Here is a 16,209-nt window from a genome sequence, read left to right as displayed (position 1 = left end):
AATAATAAATAATAAATAATGTCATTTTTCATCAATGTAAATAATGGAGAGAGATTTTATTCACGGCTTGATTTTCATTAATTTCTGCTATAATTAAAAAATATATAAACATGTTGTTTTTCAATCTTTATATTTTCTAATGGTTAACTACTGCTGTCAGGTTGTTTTTTAAAAATAGATTTTAATGAAGAGTGTAATAATATCTTTTCGGGCTGAATAAAAACAGCCTTAATGTAGTATTACTTCTTTTCCTAAGCGAACCCTTATTTTCAAACGGTAGGGATTTGCTTTGCAAATTGTTATCTTTCTTTTGGAGAAATAAAAATTATGAAAACATATAAGTTACTTATATCTATAATGATAGTGCTGAGTTGTTCGGCTTGCTCAAATGATATGAAAATAACAAAGGCAGTACATTCTCTAAAGTCTGACTCTGCTGCTCAGACACCGCTTTTCATGGTCTCCGGAGTCAAATATATGAAAGAATGTGGAAGAGGTTATGTTGTTGGGGTATGGTCAAATGCTAATAGCTGGAATGAGTGGGCGGTTTGGTTATCAGAAACAGGACGGAGTTGGAATAATAGGGATACCAAAATTTTTTGGGCTTACGGTAAGTTAAGCACTGATAAGGATAGTGGAAAGAACGCTTATGCCACTATTCTGGCAGCCCAAGCCAGTGGACAGAAGGTGGCACTATTGGATGATGAATTTGGAGTTCGATGTAACACATGGGGTTATGGCACCTATGAAGGCGCACAATTCAATTCAGTACAAGCCTGGTTCCCATAATTGTGAATTGTTTTTCTGGTTTCTCTGAAGATTTAGAAAATTTCTAAGGGAGGCGCATTTAATGAGAATTTTAAAACTCTTTTCTTTATTATGTGTTTTATTTTTATATATATCGCAGTCCTATGCTCAGCAACAAGTTAATAAAGTTTATAGAATGGATACCCGCCCTCCAGAGAGAATCTTTCGCACAGCAGGGGGCGGATTTTCTCCCTGGGGAACGAATAATAATATTGTGGAGCATGTTCAGGAGTACGGTGATATAGAGCATGCGGCGGCTGCTTCAGCATTTGTCTCAACAACTGCCAATGAAGAAGTCGCTATTGATTGGGGCGTCAATTTTGAGAATAGACAGACCTTCTACATTTATGACATAAGGCCAACCACTAATTTTTATAGTGTGATTTTATCATTACAGAACCTTTATGCTCAGACAGGAAATACAAATTATCTGAGACTGATTAATGTTTATGAAAATCAGGAAGAATATGTGGCAATCAGAGGTATTGCTGTTACACAAATTCGTGGAGCTCAGGAGTTTCTGTATGATTGGGTTAGCAATGCTTACGTTGAAGGTGATTATATATCTAACAGGGTGTATCAGGATCTTGAAACAACAGCAAATGTCAGCCCTTATATATCGAGCACTCAATTACCAAGAGAGGTAGTCACGACTGAAACTTATTGTGCTCTCAATTTGTCGACTTTTTCACGTCGTTATGATCGTCTGGCAGCCAGTACTCATACATATCCATTTTTAAGAAAATGGAAGCAATGCCATGATGGCTTATCGATAACCGCTTTTTTAAGTGCCAGTTTTTTATAATCGTGTTTAACTTCACTCCACCTTTGAATCGGTGGAGTGAAAACTAAGCGTCAGAAGGCAGGGTGGGATAATGGTTATATGATGAAAGCCCTTCACAGTGGGATTTCCATCTATATCAGTTAGGCCCGTTTGCCCTGTCCATCAGGCCCTGTTTGATTATTTTGTTATTTCTTCACCAAAATATTTGTCCCAAATACGTTGATAAGTACCATCAGCATTGATCTCAGTAATGGCTTTATCAACCGCGGTTTTTAATGCAGTGTCATTCTTGCGCAGGAGCACGGCGGTTTGTGCTGCGTTGGTATCAGTTGCCACTATTTTTACTGGTGCTTCTGGCCGATGTTTTTTGTAGTCGAGATAGGAAAGTTTGTCATTGATGGTGGCATCAGCACGACCTGTACTGACAAGTTCCACCTCTTGATTGAAACCATTTGTACCGATAATTTCGGCGCCGTGTTTACGGGCAATTTGGGCGAAGTTATTGGTCAGGGTATGGGCAGAAGTCCGATCTTTCAAATCACTGAATGTTTTAATTGTATTGTTATCTGTTCGGGTAATTAGCACGGCTTCAGAAATGACATAAGGCAGAGAGAAAATATATTTTTTCTCGCGTTCAGGTGTAATCGCAATTTGGTTCATAACGGCATCTGAGCGCCCGGCATCAAGGCCCGCGATTAATCCATCCCATTTACCTTCAATAAATTCAGGTCTGACTTGCATGCGCTGAGCAATTTCGCGACCGATTTCCACATCAAATCCGGTTAATTTTCCAGAAGCATCATGATAACTGAACGGAGCATAAGCCCCTTCTGTTGCGATTCTGAATACCCCTGTGGATTGAATGTTATCAAGGGTCGATTTTGCATAAGCCAAATGTGTAAAGCTTAATTGGAGAATACTTGCTAATAATACTTTGCTTACAATTTTCATTGCACCTTCCTGATAATGAGATTTATTGTCAAATATAATACATAATCAGTTTTTACGTCCAAATAGTTTATATAATATGAAATTATATGATGTGTTTTAATTTTTATATGAAAATTTTATAAAAAGCTAATAATTGATGTTTGTTCTTATAAATGGTATTGATTAATTCCATTTCGCTTGAAAGATAACATTAAAAACATTGAATCATCATATTTTTTAATGTAATGTTTTTAAGTTGCGATTATTGGTACGAATTTATTGATATTAAAAGTGGGTGCTCAATGCAAAACTCATTATTCAGAAAAGGGATGCTAGATTCTTTGCCCGTCTGTATTTCTTTTTTCCTTATTTTTGCTTCTGTTGGTGCTCTTTATCAAAATAAAGGAATTTCATTAATAGAAACTATGGCAGGGTCTGTATTCACTTTTGCTGCACCTTTGCAGGTAGCTGTTGTTAATTATCTTGCTAATGGAGTTTTCTTATCAGTGATAATACTGACTCTGATCATAAACTTTCGGTTTTTTCTGATGTCTATGGTCATGTCACAGTATTTTCATGGTATATCAAAAGGCAAGATCTTATTGTCAATGTTAGCATTTAGCGCCAGTACATACACCGTGACTCATGCTCATCTAATTGCAGAGAAAATTTCTGATGGGAAATCTCAATTTAATTATTATCTAGGTGTATCTATACCAAGTTTTGTGATTGCTGTTTTGGCAACGTTGCTAGGGTATGTGTCTTCAAATTATTTGAATTATGATTCTATTTCTCTTTTTTTAATGATGTTAATTCCGATACATTTTTCATCCCTTGCGGCTAAGCGGGCAGGAAAAGATTTGTCTGTTTTTGTTACGCTAATAGGAGGGATATGTGCTCCATTCATAAATGAAATAAATATTCAACTTATGGATATCGTGATACCTATTATAGTCGGAATGTGCATTGCATTTTATGAGTTAAGAATTAAAGAGAGAGCATAATTATGATGATAATCTTATTGATGGGAGCCATGAGTTTTTTTCTTAGGGTGATACCATTTTTAATAGGTAACAAAAAAATTAAAAAAGATGGTTTTCTTATTACATCTCTAGACTATTCCGTATGCTTTATTCTTGGCAGTATTATCGTGAATATCTCTCTTGATAATATAAAAATTAGCCATTTGCTTTCTGACTTTGAAATTAAATATGTGCTGGCAATAGTTACTGTTATAACTGCATATTTTATTAGTAAACGCACGGGTTCTATATTAAAGAGCCTAATTATATCATCTATATTATTTATATTAATATCATGGTGTTTGAATGAAAAAAATATGTTTTTTTGATACAACATTAAGATATGGTGAGCAGATTATTCTAACTCAGACAATAAATCCTTTTATATTTATCTGTGATAACATGCAGATAAAGTAATTACCATCCCAAATACTGACGTTCAAAATTAACTTATCTGCTTATCTAAAATAAATCACCCTATTAATGCCTTAGCTTTTGCTCTAACTTCTGAAAGTACGGAGGCGGGTACTTTTCCCTTTTTCGCGGCATTACGTTTACGCCAGTCAAAACTTTTTACCTGATCAGCTAGAATGACGCTGTTGCACTCACCTTCTACCATAACTTCAAACGGATAGCCTTTAATTTTAGTCGTCATAGGGCAACACAGCATTAATCCTATTCTGCCATTGTAAATTGCAGGGCTAAGTACCAAAGCCGGGCGATGTCCTGCTTGTTCATGTCCTGCTTGTGGATCAAAATCAACCCAAACAATATCACCAGCATCTGGTATATAGGTTTTTACCATTGTGATTTTTCCTTCATTATCTACACTCAATACCCAAAAAATGTCACCGATTCCTATAAACAGCATTAGATATTATTTACGGGAAAGGAGAACTGTTGAATAAATAACAGTATCAAGACAATATAGTATAATTTGGGGGGTCTATTTGTTGATATTAATATACCCCATTATATTAAGATCATTCATAATGCTTCTTTACCCACGGGTTTACCAAAAGATATTTCTTCATGAATATTCTCGTCTGTAACACCGGAAAGCAAAGCATCAAGCGTATACTCTTTAGAGTGCACAGGCTCAATGACTATACGTCCATTTTCTACCATAATATCAACGGCATCATCAATGCTCAAAGATACGGCTTTCATAATTGCAGCCGGGATCCTTACCGATGGGCTATTGCCCCACTTTTTAATTACTGCTTGTGACATTGCTATACCCTCGTAACGTTTCTACATTGTAGATACAATAAGTAGAAAGTATCCATGTGTCAACATGGTAGATATATAAAGTTGAATATGTGAACCAATGAATTTGAGGAAGAAAAGCCACTGCATTTTTTGCAGTGGCTTAATTAAATTCAAGAAATATTACAAAGCAGCAATGGTCTCTTTTTGTGCCAATAATTTTTCTTTAGCAGCATTGTTTGTTGCCAGACGCTCACGCTCTTTGGTAACAACGGCTTCTGGTGCTCGGCTGACAAAACCTTCGTTAGCCAGTTTGACTTCGATGCTGTTGATTTCTTTATCCAGCTTCTCGATTTCTCTATCCAGACGAGCGAGTTCTGCATTTTTATCGATCAAACCCGCCATTGGGATCAGTATTTCTGCACCGGTGATCAGTTTGGTCACAGAAACTGGTGCTTCTTCTCCTGCTGCCGATACAGTAACAGAAGAGAGACGGCCCATTGCCTGAATAAAGTTAAGGTTTTCAGCCACACGACGTTGTGCATCAGTATTTGCATCACGCAGCAAAACTTCCAGCGGCTTGCTTGGTGCAATGTTCATTTCTGCACGAATATTACGTACCGCAATGATCGCTTCCTTGATCCATTCCAGATCGTTCAGTGCCAGTTCATTAACTTTCGCCTGATCGAATTCAGGGAAAGGTTGCAGCATGATGGTATCCGCATCAATACCTTTAACCACTTTCACACGTTGCCAGATAGTTTCGGTGATGAATGGAATGATTGGATGTGCCAGACGCAGTAAACCTTCCAACACTTCGATCAGAGTATGACGCGCTGCGCGGACTTCTGCTCCAGTACCTTTGTTGATGGCAGGTTTGGACAGTTCCAGATACCAGTCACAGAATTGGTTCCATGTGAATTCGTAAAGAATATTGGCGGCGATATCGAAACGGTAAGTATCTAATGCTTCGCGATAGACTTTTACTGTCTGGTTGAATTCAGCCAAAATCCAACGATCTGCCAGTGACAGTGACATTTCACCACCATTTTGGCCACAATCCTGCCCTTCGGTGTTCATCAGCACAAAACGGCTGGCGTTCCATAGCTTGTTACAGAAGTTGCGATAACCTTGCAGGCGTTTCATATCCCAGTTGATATCGCGGCCAGTAGAAGCCAGTGCTGCCAGAGTGAAACGCAGAGCGTCAGTGCCGTGGGCTTCAATGCCTTCCGGGAACTGTTTTTCAGTACGCTTGCGGATTTTCTCTGCCATTTGTGGCTGCATCATATTGCCGGTACGTTTTTCCAGCAGGGTTTCCAGCGGGATACCGTCAATCATATCCAATGGGTCGATAACATTCCCTTTGGATTTTGACATCTTCTGGCCTTCTTCATCGCGGATCAGACCGGTCATATAGATAGTTTTGAATGGTACTTGTGGTTTGCCGTTTTCATCTTTGATGAAGTGCATGGTCATCATGATCATGCGGGCAATCCAGAAGAAGATGATGTCAAAACCACTGACCAGCACATTCGTTGGGTGAAAGGCTTTCAACGCTTCAGTTTGCTCAGGCCAGCCGAGGGTAGAGAATGTCCACAAGCCAGAGGAGAACCAGGTATCCAGTACGTCTTCGTCCTGAGTCAGTGTAATATCTGCACCCAGATTGTTTTCGCGGCGGACTTCTTCTTCATCACGTCCAACATAAACATTGCCTTGTGCGTCATACCATGCCGGAATACGGTGGCCCCACCACAATTGACGGGAAATACACCAATCCTGAATATCACGCATCCAGGAGTAGTACATGTTTTCGTACTGTTTTGGTACGAACTGGATATCGCCGTTTTCAACCGCTTCAATCGCCACTTTTGCCAGTGGTGCTGTGCGCACATACCATTGGTCAGTCAGCATTGGCTCGATAACCACGCCGCCACGGTCACCGTAAGGTACGGTCAGATCATGAGGTTTGATTTCTACCAGCAGGCCCAGTTTTTCAAATTCAGCGACAATCGCCTTACGCGCAGCAAAGCGTTCCATGCCACGGTATTCAGCAGGGATCTCGGTCGAGTAACTGTCAGAAACTTCACCATTAGTGTTGAAAACTTCTGCGGCTTCACGGATATCACCATCGAAGGTCAGGATGTTGATCATTGGCAGACTGTGGCGCTTACCGACTTCATAGTCATTGAAATCGTGAGCCGGAGTGATTTTCACACAGCCGGTGCCTTTTTCCATATCTGCATGCTCATCTCCTACGATAGGAATACGACGGTTGACCAGTGGCAGGATAATCTCTTTGCCAATCAGATCCTTATAACGCGGATCTTCCGGGTTAACAGCAACGCCGGTATCCCCTAGCATAGTTTCCGGACGGGTAGTAGCAACAATCAGGTAGTCTTTGCCTTCGGCAGTTTTGGCTCCATCTGCTAATGGATAACGCAGATGCCACATAGAACCTTTAACTTCGCGGTTTTCGACTTCCAGATCAGAAATCGCGGTGCGCAGTTTAGGGTCCCAGTTAACCAGGCGTTTGCCACGGTAAATCAAATCTTCTTGATACAGGCGAACAAAGGCTTCTTTAACGGCTTTTGACAAACCCTCATCCATAGTGAAGCGTTCACGCTCCCAATCCACAGAGTTACCCAGGCGGCGCATCTGGTTGGTGATAGTGCCGCCTGATTCCGCTTTCCACTGCCAAATTTTGTCAATAAAAGCATCGCGGCCGTAATCGTGGCGGGTTTTGTTTTCTTCTGCTGCGATTTTGCGCTCGACAACCATTTGCGTTGCGATGCCTGCGTGGTCAGTACCGACTTGCCATAGCGTGTTTTTGCCCTGCATGCGTTGGTAGCGCACCATAGTATCCATGATCGTTTGCTGGAATGCGTGCCCCATATGCAGGCTGCCGGTCACGTTTGGTGGCGGAATGACGATGCAGAAGCTTTCACGGCGGGTATCGCCATTCGGCTTGAAATAACCGCTCTTTTCCCAGTGGTTATAAAGAGGTTGCTCTATCTCTGTCGGATTGTATGTTTTATCGAGAGATGGCTCAGATTGCGTTTTAGTAGCGGGTGTCTTTTCCATTGTATCTTGATATTTAATAGGTTGGCGGGGTTGCCATGGTCAAATTAAAGCCGACGCTACGATAAGATTTATATCGTTCGCGCGCTAACTGTTTCAGATTTTCATCAATAGGGACGAAGTCTATCACTTCATGGAAAGCTGTGGCAAAGTCTACAAAATGAGGAAGTAGTGTTACCAAAATATCACGGGGAGCATTGCCTCTTTTTTGCGGCCAGCACAGTTCCACAGGGGCACCATAGCGGGGGCCTTCTCCAGCCAGGTTATGTGGCACAAATTGACCTGGCTCTCGTTGCCATAGTGCTTCATCCAGTTTTTCGGCCTGCTGTTGGCTTTCACAAGCAATCAGAACCCGCTTCCCTGCACGCCATTGATCAGCAGCCAACTGACATGCCAGCCATTCATGCGGCTGCAATTCATCAAAAGACGATGATTCTTTCTGTAACGGTTTTTCCAATAACAGCTTTTCCGGTGACAGCTTTTCCAATAAATAGAAAGTAGCATTTTTCATAAATTCTTTTACTGACAATGTCTCATGATTACAGAAAACAAGTTACAGAAAAAATGATAGGCAAAGTGACGGAAAAGGGTATTGCTGTCGCAATACCCTCAATCCCGTTGACTTTTTTAATACCTTTTGCGTTAGCCTTTATGCAAAAAATGGCTAGTCTGGGTATTAATCATCCGCATTCAGACCTGCACGATTTAACAGGAATTGTGACAATAGTGCAACTGGACGACCCGTTGCTCCTTTTGTCTTACCTGAACGCCATGCTGTACCGGCAATATCCAGATGTGCCCAGTTGTATTTAGCTGTAAATCGGGACAGAAAAGCACCGGCAGTGATTGCGCCGCCAAGACGTCCGCACGAGTTGACCATATCCGCAAAATTGGATTCTAACTGTTCGGAATACTCGTCCCCCAGTGGCAGACGCCATGCACGATCACCCGCTTGTTCTGACGCGTTCAGTAGTTCATGTGCAAGCGGGTTATGATTGGACATTAAGCCTGTGTAGTGGTTTCCCAACGCAACCATGCAAGCGCCTGTCAGAGTAGCAACATCAATAACCAGTTCTGGCTCGAAACGTTCAACATATGTCAGCGCATCACATAATACCAGACGGCCTTCCGCATCCGTATTCGTGACTTCAACAGTCTGACCGGACATGGTGGTTAAAATGTCACTAGGGCGATAAGCATGACCACCGGGCATGTTTTCGCATCCTGCCAATACCCCAATAACGTTAATAGGTAATTGCAGTTCTGCAACAACGCGCATCGCACCATAAACAGAAGCGGCTCCTCCCATGTCGCATTTCATCTCTTCCATGCCTTCGGCTGGCTTGAGAGAAATACCGCCGGAATCGAAAGTCAGCCCTTTACCCACTAACACGATCGGTTTCGCATTGGGATCTTTGCTGCCTTTATATTCGATCACTGACATCAGAGATTCGTTCTGCGAACCTTGTCCCACTGCCAGATAGGCATTCATGCCTAACTCTTTCATCTGTTCTTCACCAATCACTTTGGTGATCAGATTGTCAGCACTGTCAGCAAGCTGGCGTGCCTGTGATGCAAGGTACGCAGCATTACAGATATTGGGTGGCATATTGACCAGATCTTTTGTCGCCTTAATACCGGATGCAATGGCAAGACCATGCTGAATAGCGCGTTCACCGCTGGTCAATTCACGGCGAGTCGGCACATTGAAAACCATCTTACGCAAAGGGCGACGCAGTTCATTTTTACTGCTCTTAAGCTGATCGAAAACATACAGAGATTCTTTTGCTGTTTCGACAGCCTGACGTACTTTCCAATAGTTATTGCGCCCTTTGACGTGTAATTCTGTCAAGAAACAGACCGCTTCCATTGACCCGGTTTCATTAAGGGTGCTGATCGTTTTCTGGATAATCTGCTTGTACTGGCGCTCGTCCAGTTCACGCTCTTTTCCGCATCCAACCAACAGAATTCGTTCAGACAGCACGTTAGGAACGTGATGCAGCAATAGGGTTTGGCCCACTTTGCCTTCAAGTTCGCCGCGGCGCAGTAAGGCACTAATATAACCGTTACTTATTTTGTCAAGTTGCTCTGCGATAGGGGACAGACGGCGCGGTTCAAATACGCCGACAATAATACACGCACTGCGTTGTTTTTCCGGGCTACCGCTTTTTACACTAAACTCCATGCGTTCTCCTGAATCTTAAAGACAAAGACAGATACAATCGCTAAAATACCACGTTCCGCGTTAAATCATCCCAAATAAAGTTCTCTGTTATGTTAAGCTAAGCATATTAATTTTAGATACTTAACTAACGATAACTGTGCTCTAATTGAGAACGAATATATGGAATGCTTTGGTATCATTTTAGCAATGGGAAAGCCAAACTGATTCATATAAATGGTAGATATACGACGAAGTTAGCGACTTTCCTGCAAAAAGACAAGTTTTCACAGGCGTAATAAGCGTGATCATCATTAGATATCTGGTACGGGAAACCCTGAAAAGCCAAATCGCAATACTTTTCATCTTATTGCTGATCTTTTTCTGTCAGAAATTAGTTGAGGTATTGGGTGCGGCAGTAGAAGGTAATATTCCCGCAAATTTAGTTTTATCCTTGTTAGGCTTAGGTGTGCCGGAAATGGCGCAGCTAATTTTACCTCTGAGTTTGTTTCTTGGGGTATTAATGACATTTAGCAAACTCTACACGGAAAGCGAAATCACCGTCATGCATGCCTGTGGTTTAGGTAAAGGTGTGTTGGTGAAATCAGCGCTCATCCTGGCTCTGCTTACCGCAATGCTGGCAGCGGCCAATGTTATCTGGTTCACGCCATGGTCATCTAAATATCAGGAACAAGTGCTGGCGGATGCAAAAGCAAACCCAAGCCTTGCGGCGATAATGGAAGGGCAGTTCAAACCGTCCAGAGATGGTAACATGGTGTTGTATATCGGTGACGTCAAAGGAAATAATTTTGAGAATGTATTCCTTGCTCAGCTTCGACCAGTACATAACCAGAGGCCTTCTGTGGTTATTGCTGATGGTGGGCATATGGAAGAGTTACCGAATGGCAATCAGGTAGCGGTACTGCATGAAGGAACTCGTTACGAAGGTACTGCATTGTTACGTGATTTCCGCATCACAGAATTTCAAAACTATCGGGCCGTCATAGGGCACCAAAGCCCGGAAATTGACAGCGGCAAAGTTGAACAAAAATCAATGGATGAGCTGTGGCATGGCAACGATCCGGATTCCCGCTCAGAGTTCCACTGGCGTTTAACCTTGATTGTTTCTGTCTTGGTCATGGCGCTGATGGTTGTTCCTCTCAGTGCAGTCAACCCGCGTCAGGGACGTGTGCTCAGTATGTTGCCAGCCATGTTGCTCTATCTGATTTTCTTCCTGCTGCAAAGTTCTCTCCATTCCAATGGCGGTAAGGGCAAACTTAACCCTCTGTTTTGGATGTGGCTGGTGAACGGTGTGTATTTTGCGTTGGCACTGGTGCTCAACGTATGGGATACCGTCCCAATGCGTAAGCTGCGTTCACGCTTTAAGACTCAAGGAGCGGCGTGATGTTTGGTGTATTAGATAGATATATCGGGCGGACGATCCTACAAACCATTCTGATGACACTGTTCACTCTGGTGTCACTGTCAGGCATCATCAAATTTGTTGATCAGCTTCGTAAAGTCGGTCAGGGGGAATATACTGCTCTTTCTGCCGGTATTTATACGCTGCTGAGCGTTCCCAAAGATATCCAGATTTTCTTCCCGATGGCAGCATTGTTAGGTGCACTTTTGGGCTTGGGCGCGTTGGCAACCCGCAGTGAGCTGGTCGTCATGCAGGCTGCTGGTTTTACCCGTTTACAAGTGGCTGGCTCGGTAATGAAAACCGCGATCCCCCTGGTTCTGCTGACGATGGTTATCGGTGAATGGGTGGCTCCACAAGGTGAACAAATTGCCCGTAACTTCCGTTCTCAAAAGATGTATGATGGTTCTTTAGTCTCCACTGCTAAAGGGATTTGGACAAAGGATGGTCAGGATTTTGTCTATATTCAGAATGTGGGTAAAGATAATTCCCTGAATGGTATAAGTATTTATCATGTTGATGATAAAAGAAAACTGTTATCCGTGAGGTATGCAGCGTCTGCTGTGTATGATCAGGACAACAAGCAGTGGAAGTTGTCTCAGGTTGAAGAGTCTGATTTAAGTCAGTTCGGTCGGATCACTGGTTCGCAGCGTATCTCTGCTGACTGGAAAAGTTGGCTGACACCAGAAAAACTGGGGGTTGTTGCTCTTGAACCTGCTGCACTCTCTATTCGTGGTCTGCATCAATATATTACTTACCTGAAACAGGGTCAGCAGGATGCCGGGCGCTACGAACTCAATATGTGGAAAAAGATCTTTGCCCCGTTATCCGTTGCGGTCATGATGCTGATGGCACTCTCCTTTATCTTTGGCCCATTGCGTAGTGTTCCTATGGGATTAAGGGTTGTAGTGGGGATAAGTACTGGCTTTATCTTTTATGTCCTGAATGAGATATTCGGCCCACTCAGCTTGGTTTATAGTATGCCACCCGTATTGGGAGCACTGTTGCCAAGTTTGTTATTCTTTGTAGTGAGTATTTATTTACTTTTGTACCGAAAATAACCGTGTCAAACTGACATATCATTAAGTTGATTTATCGCTCTCGTTTTCAAAAGTGAGAGTGATTTTTCATCATTAAATATCGTGATTTCTATTTTATTCCATAAGCGTTTTTATGATATTGTTCCCGGCATAATGGCTCGGAGTAATGATTTTCTGGCGAAAGCAATGATACCAAATCTTCATGCCATTCAACGGATAAGGGGTGGTTTACCGATTCTTTTGCAGCTACATTCTCCAGATTGCTACTAATGGAAAAATTAAGGCAATAAGTTCTAAGAAAGAAATATTAGCATCTGATTATGAACCCATTAACGCATGGAGAATGATTTTTAGACCTTCAGCGATAGAAGAATATGTAAAAAAGAACAATGATAATGTCCAAAAATAGGATAGTGATAATGCAACCAAGCTGAGCTTACGCCAGTAAAGCTCAGCTTGGTATTTTTTATTGATTACTTTTTACCAATGAGGGAAGTGCTGAATTTGAATTGTGATTCTGTGCCAGCGCAGTGATCAGCTCATTCACACCCTTAGTAACACGATGGAACTTACTGTGTTCTTTGCGGGTCATTACCAAAAATACTCCGATATTCTGTTCAGGGATCATCGCCATATAAGTATTGAACCCGCCACCACCGCCAGTTTTCTGATAGATACCCGGAATATCTTTCTTGCTATTCATATAAACCCAACCGAGTCCGATACCATCGGCCTGGCCTGCCACATCCATTCCTTTGATTGACGTCAAATCGGCGCGTTTAAAGTAGATACCCTGTTCACGGCTGGCTGTCTGCTTCCTCAACTGATTGTGAGAAGATAAAAACTGTTGCATCCAACGCTGCATATCGGCGGGGGTAGAATAAATTCCTCCACTGCCTGCTGCGGCAATAGTACTGATACAGGGACTGGATTTGACCCCTTCCATCAACCGGGCACATTGAGTTTGGGTAGGAGTCAGAGTGGTATCTTTCATCTTATAAGGATGGGTAATTTCTTCTCGCAGAAGGCGAGGGTAAGGTTCTCCTGTCGCCTTGGAAAGCGCATCTGCCAATAAATCGTAGGCCAGATTGGAATAAGAAGCCGTTGTGCCAGGAACAGCATTTATCTCAGCGGATTTCAGCCAAGTCCAACGATTGGATTGTGTTGGCCAGATAAACACCGGACGCCCCCACTTTCCGCCAGGTTGTTCCCGTGGTAGCCCACTGGTATGGCTTGCCAGATGATATAACCGAATTGGTTGATTTGCGCTAAAGTTTGGTACATGCACGCCATAATAAGAATATTTTTGCAATGGGTCGGTGATCCTAATCCGTTTTTTCTCTGCCAGCTTGATCATCACCTCACTGGTCATCAATTTGGTGAGAGAAGCGATACGAATTAAAGAATTCTGACTTGGCTTAATGCCACTCCCTGGATAAGTTTCTCCAAAACTGCGATGCATGACCTGATTATTATCAATAACCACCATTGCCATACCTAACGGATTACCTTCATCAAAAATTGACTGGGCATACTGTTCAACCAATGCTGAAGCTAGTTTTCGGCTGGAGGCATTGCCGTCAAACACTTCCCATTTTGTTGTGGACTGTGAACTTGGGCGCTGAGTTTTGCTCTGGTGTGAATGACCAGAGGTAGCACAAGCTGAAAGCGCCAATGAAAGAGCGGAAACTATACAAAATTTATAGAGCCGTTTGTTCATTTTTGGATTAACCAGTCAGGGAGCGTAATCAAGTGAGTGGGACAAAACCGTTATTTGTTCTTTTTAAATATCGCAATAACAGCACCGATAATGAAACCCAACAGAATACCAGCGAAGATCCAATTGATAAGAGTCATAATTATTTACCTCACGACAGTGTTTTGCTTTGAATTATATAAGGTGTTTAAGGGTTGTCTATTGGTGATAAGGCGTTATAACGGGTTGATTGATGTTAAATAGAATGAATGAAGGTTGAGATTTGTGCTTTTTTGTGGCGGAACAGATAGATTTGCCTTTTTTTTCAGCACTTGAACAAAATTGGAAGGATAAGTGTTGCGAATGGTCTTCTGACAAGTATAATGACCCTCGTTTTCCGAACCCTTCAGTGCCGAAGTGGCGAAATCGGTAGACGCAGTTGATTCAAAATCAACCGCCTTCGGGTGTGCCGGTTCGAGTCCGGCCTTCGGCACCATTCGTTAGTTTACTAGCGTCTACCCAAGTCTACAAACTCCTAAAAAACTCCAATAAATCAAGATATTTAGTTATTTTGCCGTCTACTATGGTCTGTTGCAATCAACATGCACCAAGGGGCATAATTTGGGGCACCTACACTTCGATTGTAAATGTGCCCCAAAAATGAAACTAAACGCCCGACAAATCGAGACTGCGAAACCGAAAGAGAAATCCTATAAATTAGCGGATGGCGCTGGCTTGTATCTCGAAATCACGCCGCGCGGTTCTAAATACTGGCGCATGAAGTATCATCGCCTCACAGATAAAAAAGAAGATCGGCTGGCCTTTGGTGTTTACCCTGCTGTGTCATTAGCCGATGCACGCGTTAAGCGAGACGAAGCCAAAAAATTACTTGCTCAAGGTATTGATCCCAAAGCAGAGAAAAAAGACGCACAAGCCGAATCAAAGGGTGCATATACCTTTGAACGGATCGCGCGTGAATGGCACGCCAGCAATAAACGGTGGAGCGAAGACCATCGAGAGTGGATTATGCGAGGTTTTGAACAATACATTTTCCCTTATATTGGTACTCTTGATATTCGCACTTTACGAACCAGCCAACTGTTAGCACCGATCCAAGCCGTTGATACTGATGGTAAACATGATATAGCCCAGAGATTACAACAGCGTGTAGCTGCCATCATGCGTTATGCTGTCCAAAATGATCTCCTTGAATATAGCCCTGCCAATGATATGGCGGGTACTCTCACCATAGTAAAACCCAAACATCACCCTGCATTGCCTCATGAACGCCTGCCTGAATTTTTGGCTCGTCTTTCCTGTTACCGTGGGCGCTTGCTTACTAAAATCGCGGTAGAACTGACTTTATTAACGTTTGTTCGTTCCAGTGAAATGAGATTCGCCCGTTGGGAAGATATCGATCTTGAAAGGGCTGTCTGGCATATACCGGCGATACGAAAACCCATTGATGGCGTTAAGCATTCTCAACGTGGTATGAAAATGAAAACCGAGCACATTGTACCATTGAGCCATCAGGCTATTTCGCTTATCGAAACCTTACACAGCCTGAGCGGAGAGAGTGAGGTAATGTTCCCCGGTGATCACGATCCAAAAAAAGTGATGAGTGAAAACACCGTTAATAATGCGTTGCGAGCGATGGGCTATGACACCAAAACAGAAGTTTGCGGACACGGATTCCGCACAATGGCACGCGGTGCAATGGGCGAATCTGGCCTGTGGAGTGATGACGCGATCGAACGCCAGTTAAGCCATATCGAAAGAAACAATGTCCGGGCGGCGTATATTCACACATCTAAACATTTGGATGAACGGCGGTTGATGGTGCAATGGTGGGCGGATTACCTAGATGCTAACAAGGAGCAATTTGTAACTCCTTATGATTTTGCCAAACCGCTTCGTGACAGAAAAAACCAGTAGTACAACCGACAAAAAATTTTACATACGGGATAAGCAATTACATAACGCATAAAAGCATGACATAAAAAACAACGCCCCAGTGTGCTGATACACATCTGAGGCGTCTAACCAATAACCGTTATACGAG

14 protein-coding genes and 1 tRNA gene are annotated in these 16,209 nt (G+C 42.6%); 8 read left to right on the top strand and 7 right to left on the bottom strand.

Features of this window, described 5'->3' with window-relative positions:
* Positions 1 to 477: 477 nt before the first annotated feature.
* Together AAC147_RS02140 and AAC147_RS02135 are read left to right on the top strand one after the other, a co-directional pair.
* Positions 478 to 789 carry a hypothetical protein gene (locus tag AAC147_RS02140; RefSeq protein ID WP_156115316.1) on the top strand — a complete coding sequence of 104 codons (312 nt, stop codon included), beginning with the start codon at positions 478 to 480 and terminating at the stop codon, positions 787 to 789.
* Between the two features lie 61 nt (positions 790 to 850).
* Complete coding sequence (locus AAC147_RS02135; RefSeq protein ID WP_047678858.1) at positions 851 to 1,612, top strand: enterotoxin A family protein; 762 nt, start codon at positions 851 to 853, stop codon at positions 1,610 to 1,612.
* Positions 1,613 to 1,768: 156 nt separating this feature from the next.
* Here AAC147_RS02135 and AAC147_RS02130 read toward each other — a convergent pair whose 3' ends face one another.
* Positions 1,769 to 2,542: an amino acid ABC transporter substrate-binding protein gene (locus AAC147_RS02130; protein ID WP_047678855.1), complete on the bottom strand. Its 774-nt coding sequence runs from the start codon at positions 2,540 to 2,542 to the stop codon at positions 1,769 to 1,771.
* Between the two features lie 281 nt (positions 2,543 to 2,823).
* On the opposite strand from AAC147_RS02130, the gene AAC147_RS02125 reads away from it, so the two are divergent.
* Positions 2,824 to 3,525, top strand: a complete 702-nt coding sequence (locus AAC147_RS02125) for an AzlC family ABC transporter permease (protein WP_047678852.1) — start codon at positions 2,824 to 2,826, stop codon at positions 3,523 to 3,525.
* 2 nt (positions 3,526 to 3,527) lie between these two features.
* Positions 3,528 to 3,872, top strand: a complete 345-nt coding sequence (locus tag AAC147_RS20010) for an AzlD domain-containing protein (protein ID WP_047678849.1) — start codon at positions 3,528 to 3,530, stop codon at positions 3,870 to 3,872.
* Positions 3,873 to 4,015: 143 nt separating this feature from the next.
* Here the strand turns inward: AAC147_RS20010 and mazF are convergent, their stop codons facing one another.
* The 5 genes from mazF to pepA form a co-directional block, all read right to left on the bottom strand.
* Positions 4,016 to 4,348 carry an endoribonuclease MazF gene (gene mazF, locus AAC147_RS02120; protein WP_047678846.1) on the bottom strand — a complete coding sequence of 111 codons (333 nt, stop codon included), beginning with the start codon at positions 4,346 to 4,348 and terminating at the stop codon, positions 4,016 to 4,018.
* A 182-nt stretch (positions 4,349 to 4,530) separates the two neighbouring features.
* Positions 4,531 to 4,776 (bottom strand): AbrB/MazE/SpoVT family DNA-binding domain-containing protein, encoded by a 246-nt coding sequence (locus AAC147_RS02115; protein WP_047678843.1) that lies wholly within the window; start codon positions 4,774 to 4,776, stop codon positions 4,531 to 4,533.
* A 159-nt stretch (positions 4,777 to 4,935) separates the two neighbouring features.
* A complete protein-coding gene (locus AAC147_RS02110; protein WP_047678840.1) occupies positions 4,936 to 7,833 on the bottom strand; it encodes a valine--tRNA ligase in 2,898 nt (965 codons plus the stop codon).
* Positions 7,834 to 7,846: 13 nt separating this feature from the next.
* On the bottom strand, positions 7,847 to 8,341 hold the full coding sequence (locus tag AAC147_RS02105; RefSeq protein ID WP_047678837.1) for a DNA polymerase III subunit chi: 495 nt from the start codon (positions 8,339 to 8,341) through the stop codon (positions 7,847 to 7,849).
* A gap of 165 nt (positions 8,342 to 8,506) precedes the next feature.
* Positions 8,507 to 10,015, bottom strand: a complete 1,509-nt coding sequence (gene pepA / locus AAC147_RS02100; RefSeq protein WP_047678834.1) for a leucyl aminopeptidase — start codon at positions 10,013 to 10,015, stop codon at positions 8,507 to 8,509.
* A 280-nt stretch (positions 10,016 to 10,295) separates the two neighbouring features.
* Between pepA and lptF the strand changes: the two genes are divergently transcribed.
* Positions 10,296 to 11,396 carry an LPS export ABC transporter permease LptF gene (gene lptF, locus AAC147_RS02095; protein ID WP_047678831.1) on the top strand — a complete coding sequence of 367 codons (1,101 nt, stop codon included), beginning with the start codon at positions 10,296 to 10,298 and terminating at the stop codon, positions 11,394 to 11,396.
* Positions 11,396 to 12,472, top strand: coding sequence for an LPS export ABC transporter permease LptG (gene lptG, locus AAC147_RS02090; protein WP_047678828.1), 1,077 nt, complete (start codon positions 11,396 to 11,398; stop codon positions 12,470 to 12,472). The genes lptF and lptG overlap by 1 nt, the downstream gene beginning before the upstream one ends.
* Before the next feature lie 445 nt (positions 12,473 to 12,917).
* Here lptG and ampH read toward each other — a convergent pair whose 3' ends face one another.
* Positions 12,918 to 14,171: a D-alanyl-D-alanine-carboxypeptidase/endopeptidase AmpH gene (ampH, locus tag AAC147_RS02085; RefSeq protein ID WP_052189369.1), complete on the bottom strand. Its 1,254-nt coding sequence runs from the start codon at positions 14,169 to 14,171 to the stop codon at positions 12,918 to 12,920.
* Between the two features lie 387 nt (positions 14,172 to 14,558).
* Between ampH and AAC147_RS02080 the strand changes: the two genes are divergently transcribed.
* Positions 14,559 to 14,643, top strand: a tRNA-Leu gene (locus AAC147_RS02080).
* Between the two features lie 164 nt (positions 14,644 to 14,807).
* Complete coding sequence (locus AAC147_RS02075; protein WP_047678823.1) at positions 14,808 to 16,082, top strand: tyrosine-type recombinase/integrase; 1,275 nt, start codon at positions 14,808 to 14,810, stop codon at positions 16,080 to 16,082.
* Positions 16,083 to 16,209 lie beyond the last annotated feature (127 nt).

The sequence above is a fragment of the Xenorhabdus sp. NBAII XenSa04 genome (genome assembly GCF_963866145.1).
GTDB classification, from domain to species: domain Bacteria; phylum Pseudomonadota; class Gammaproteobacteria; order Enterobacterales; family Enterobacteriaceae; genus Xenorhabdus; species Xenorhabdus indica.
This window is presented reverse-complemented; position numbering and strand designations above follow the sequence as displayed.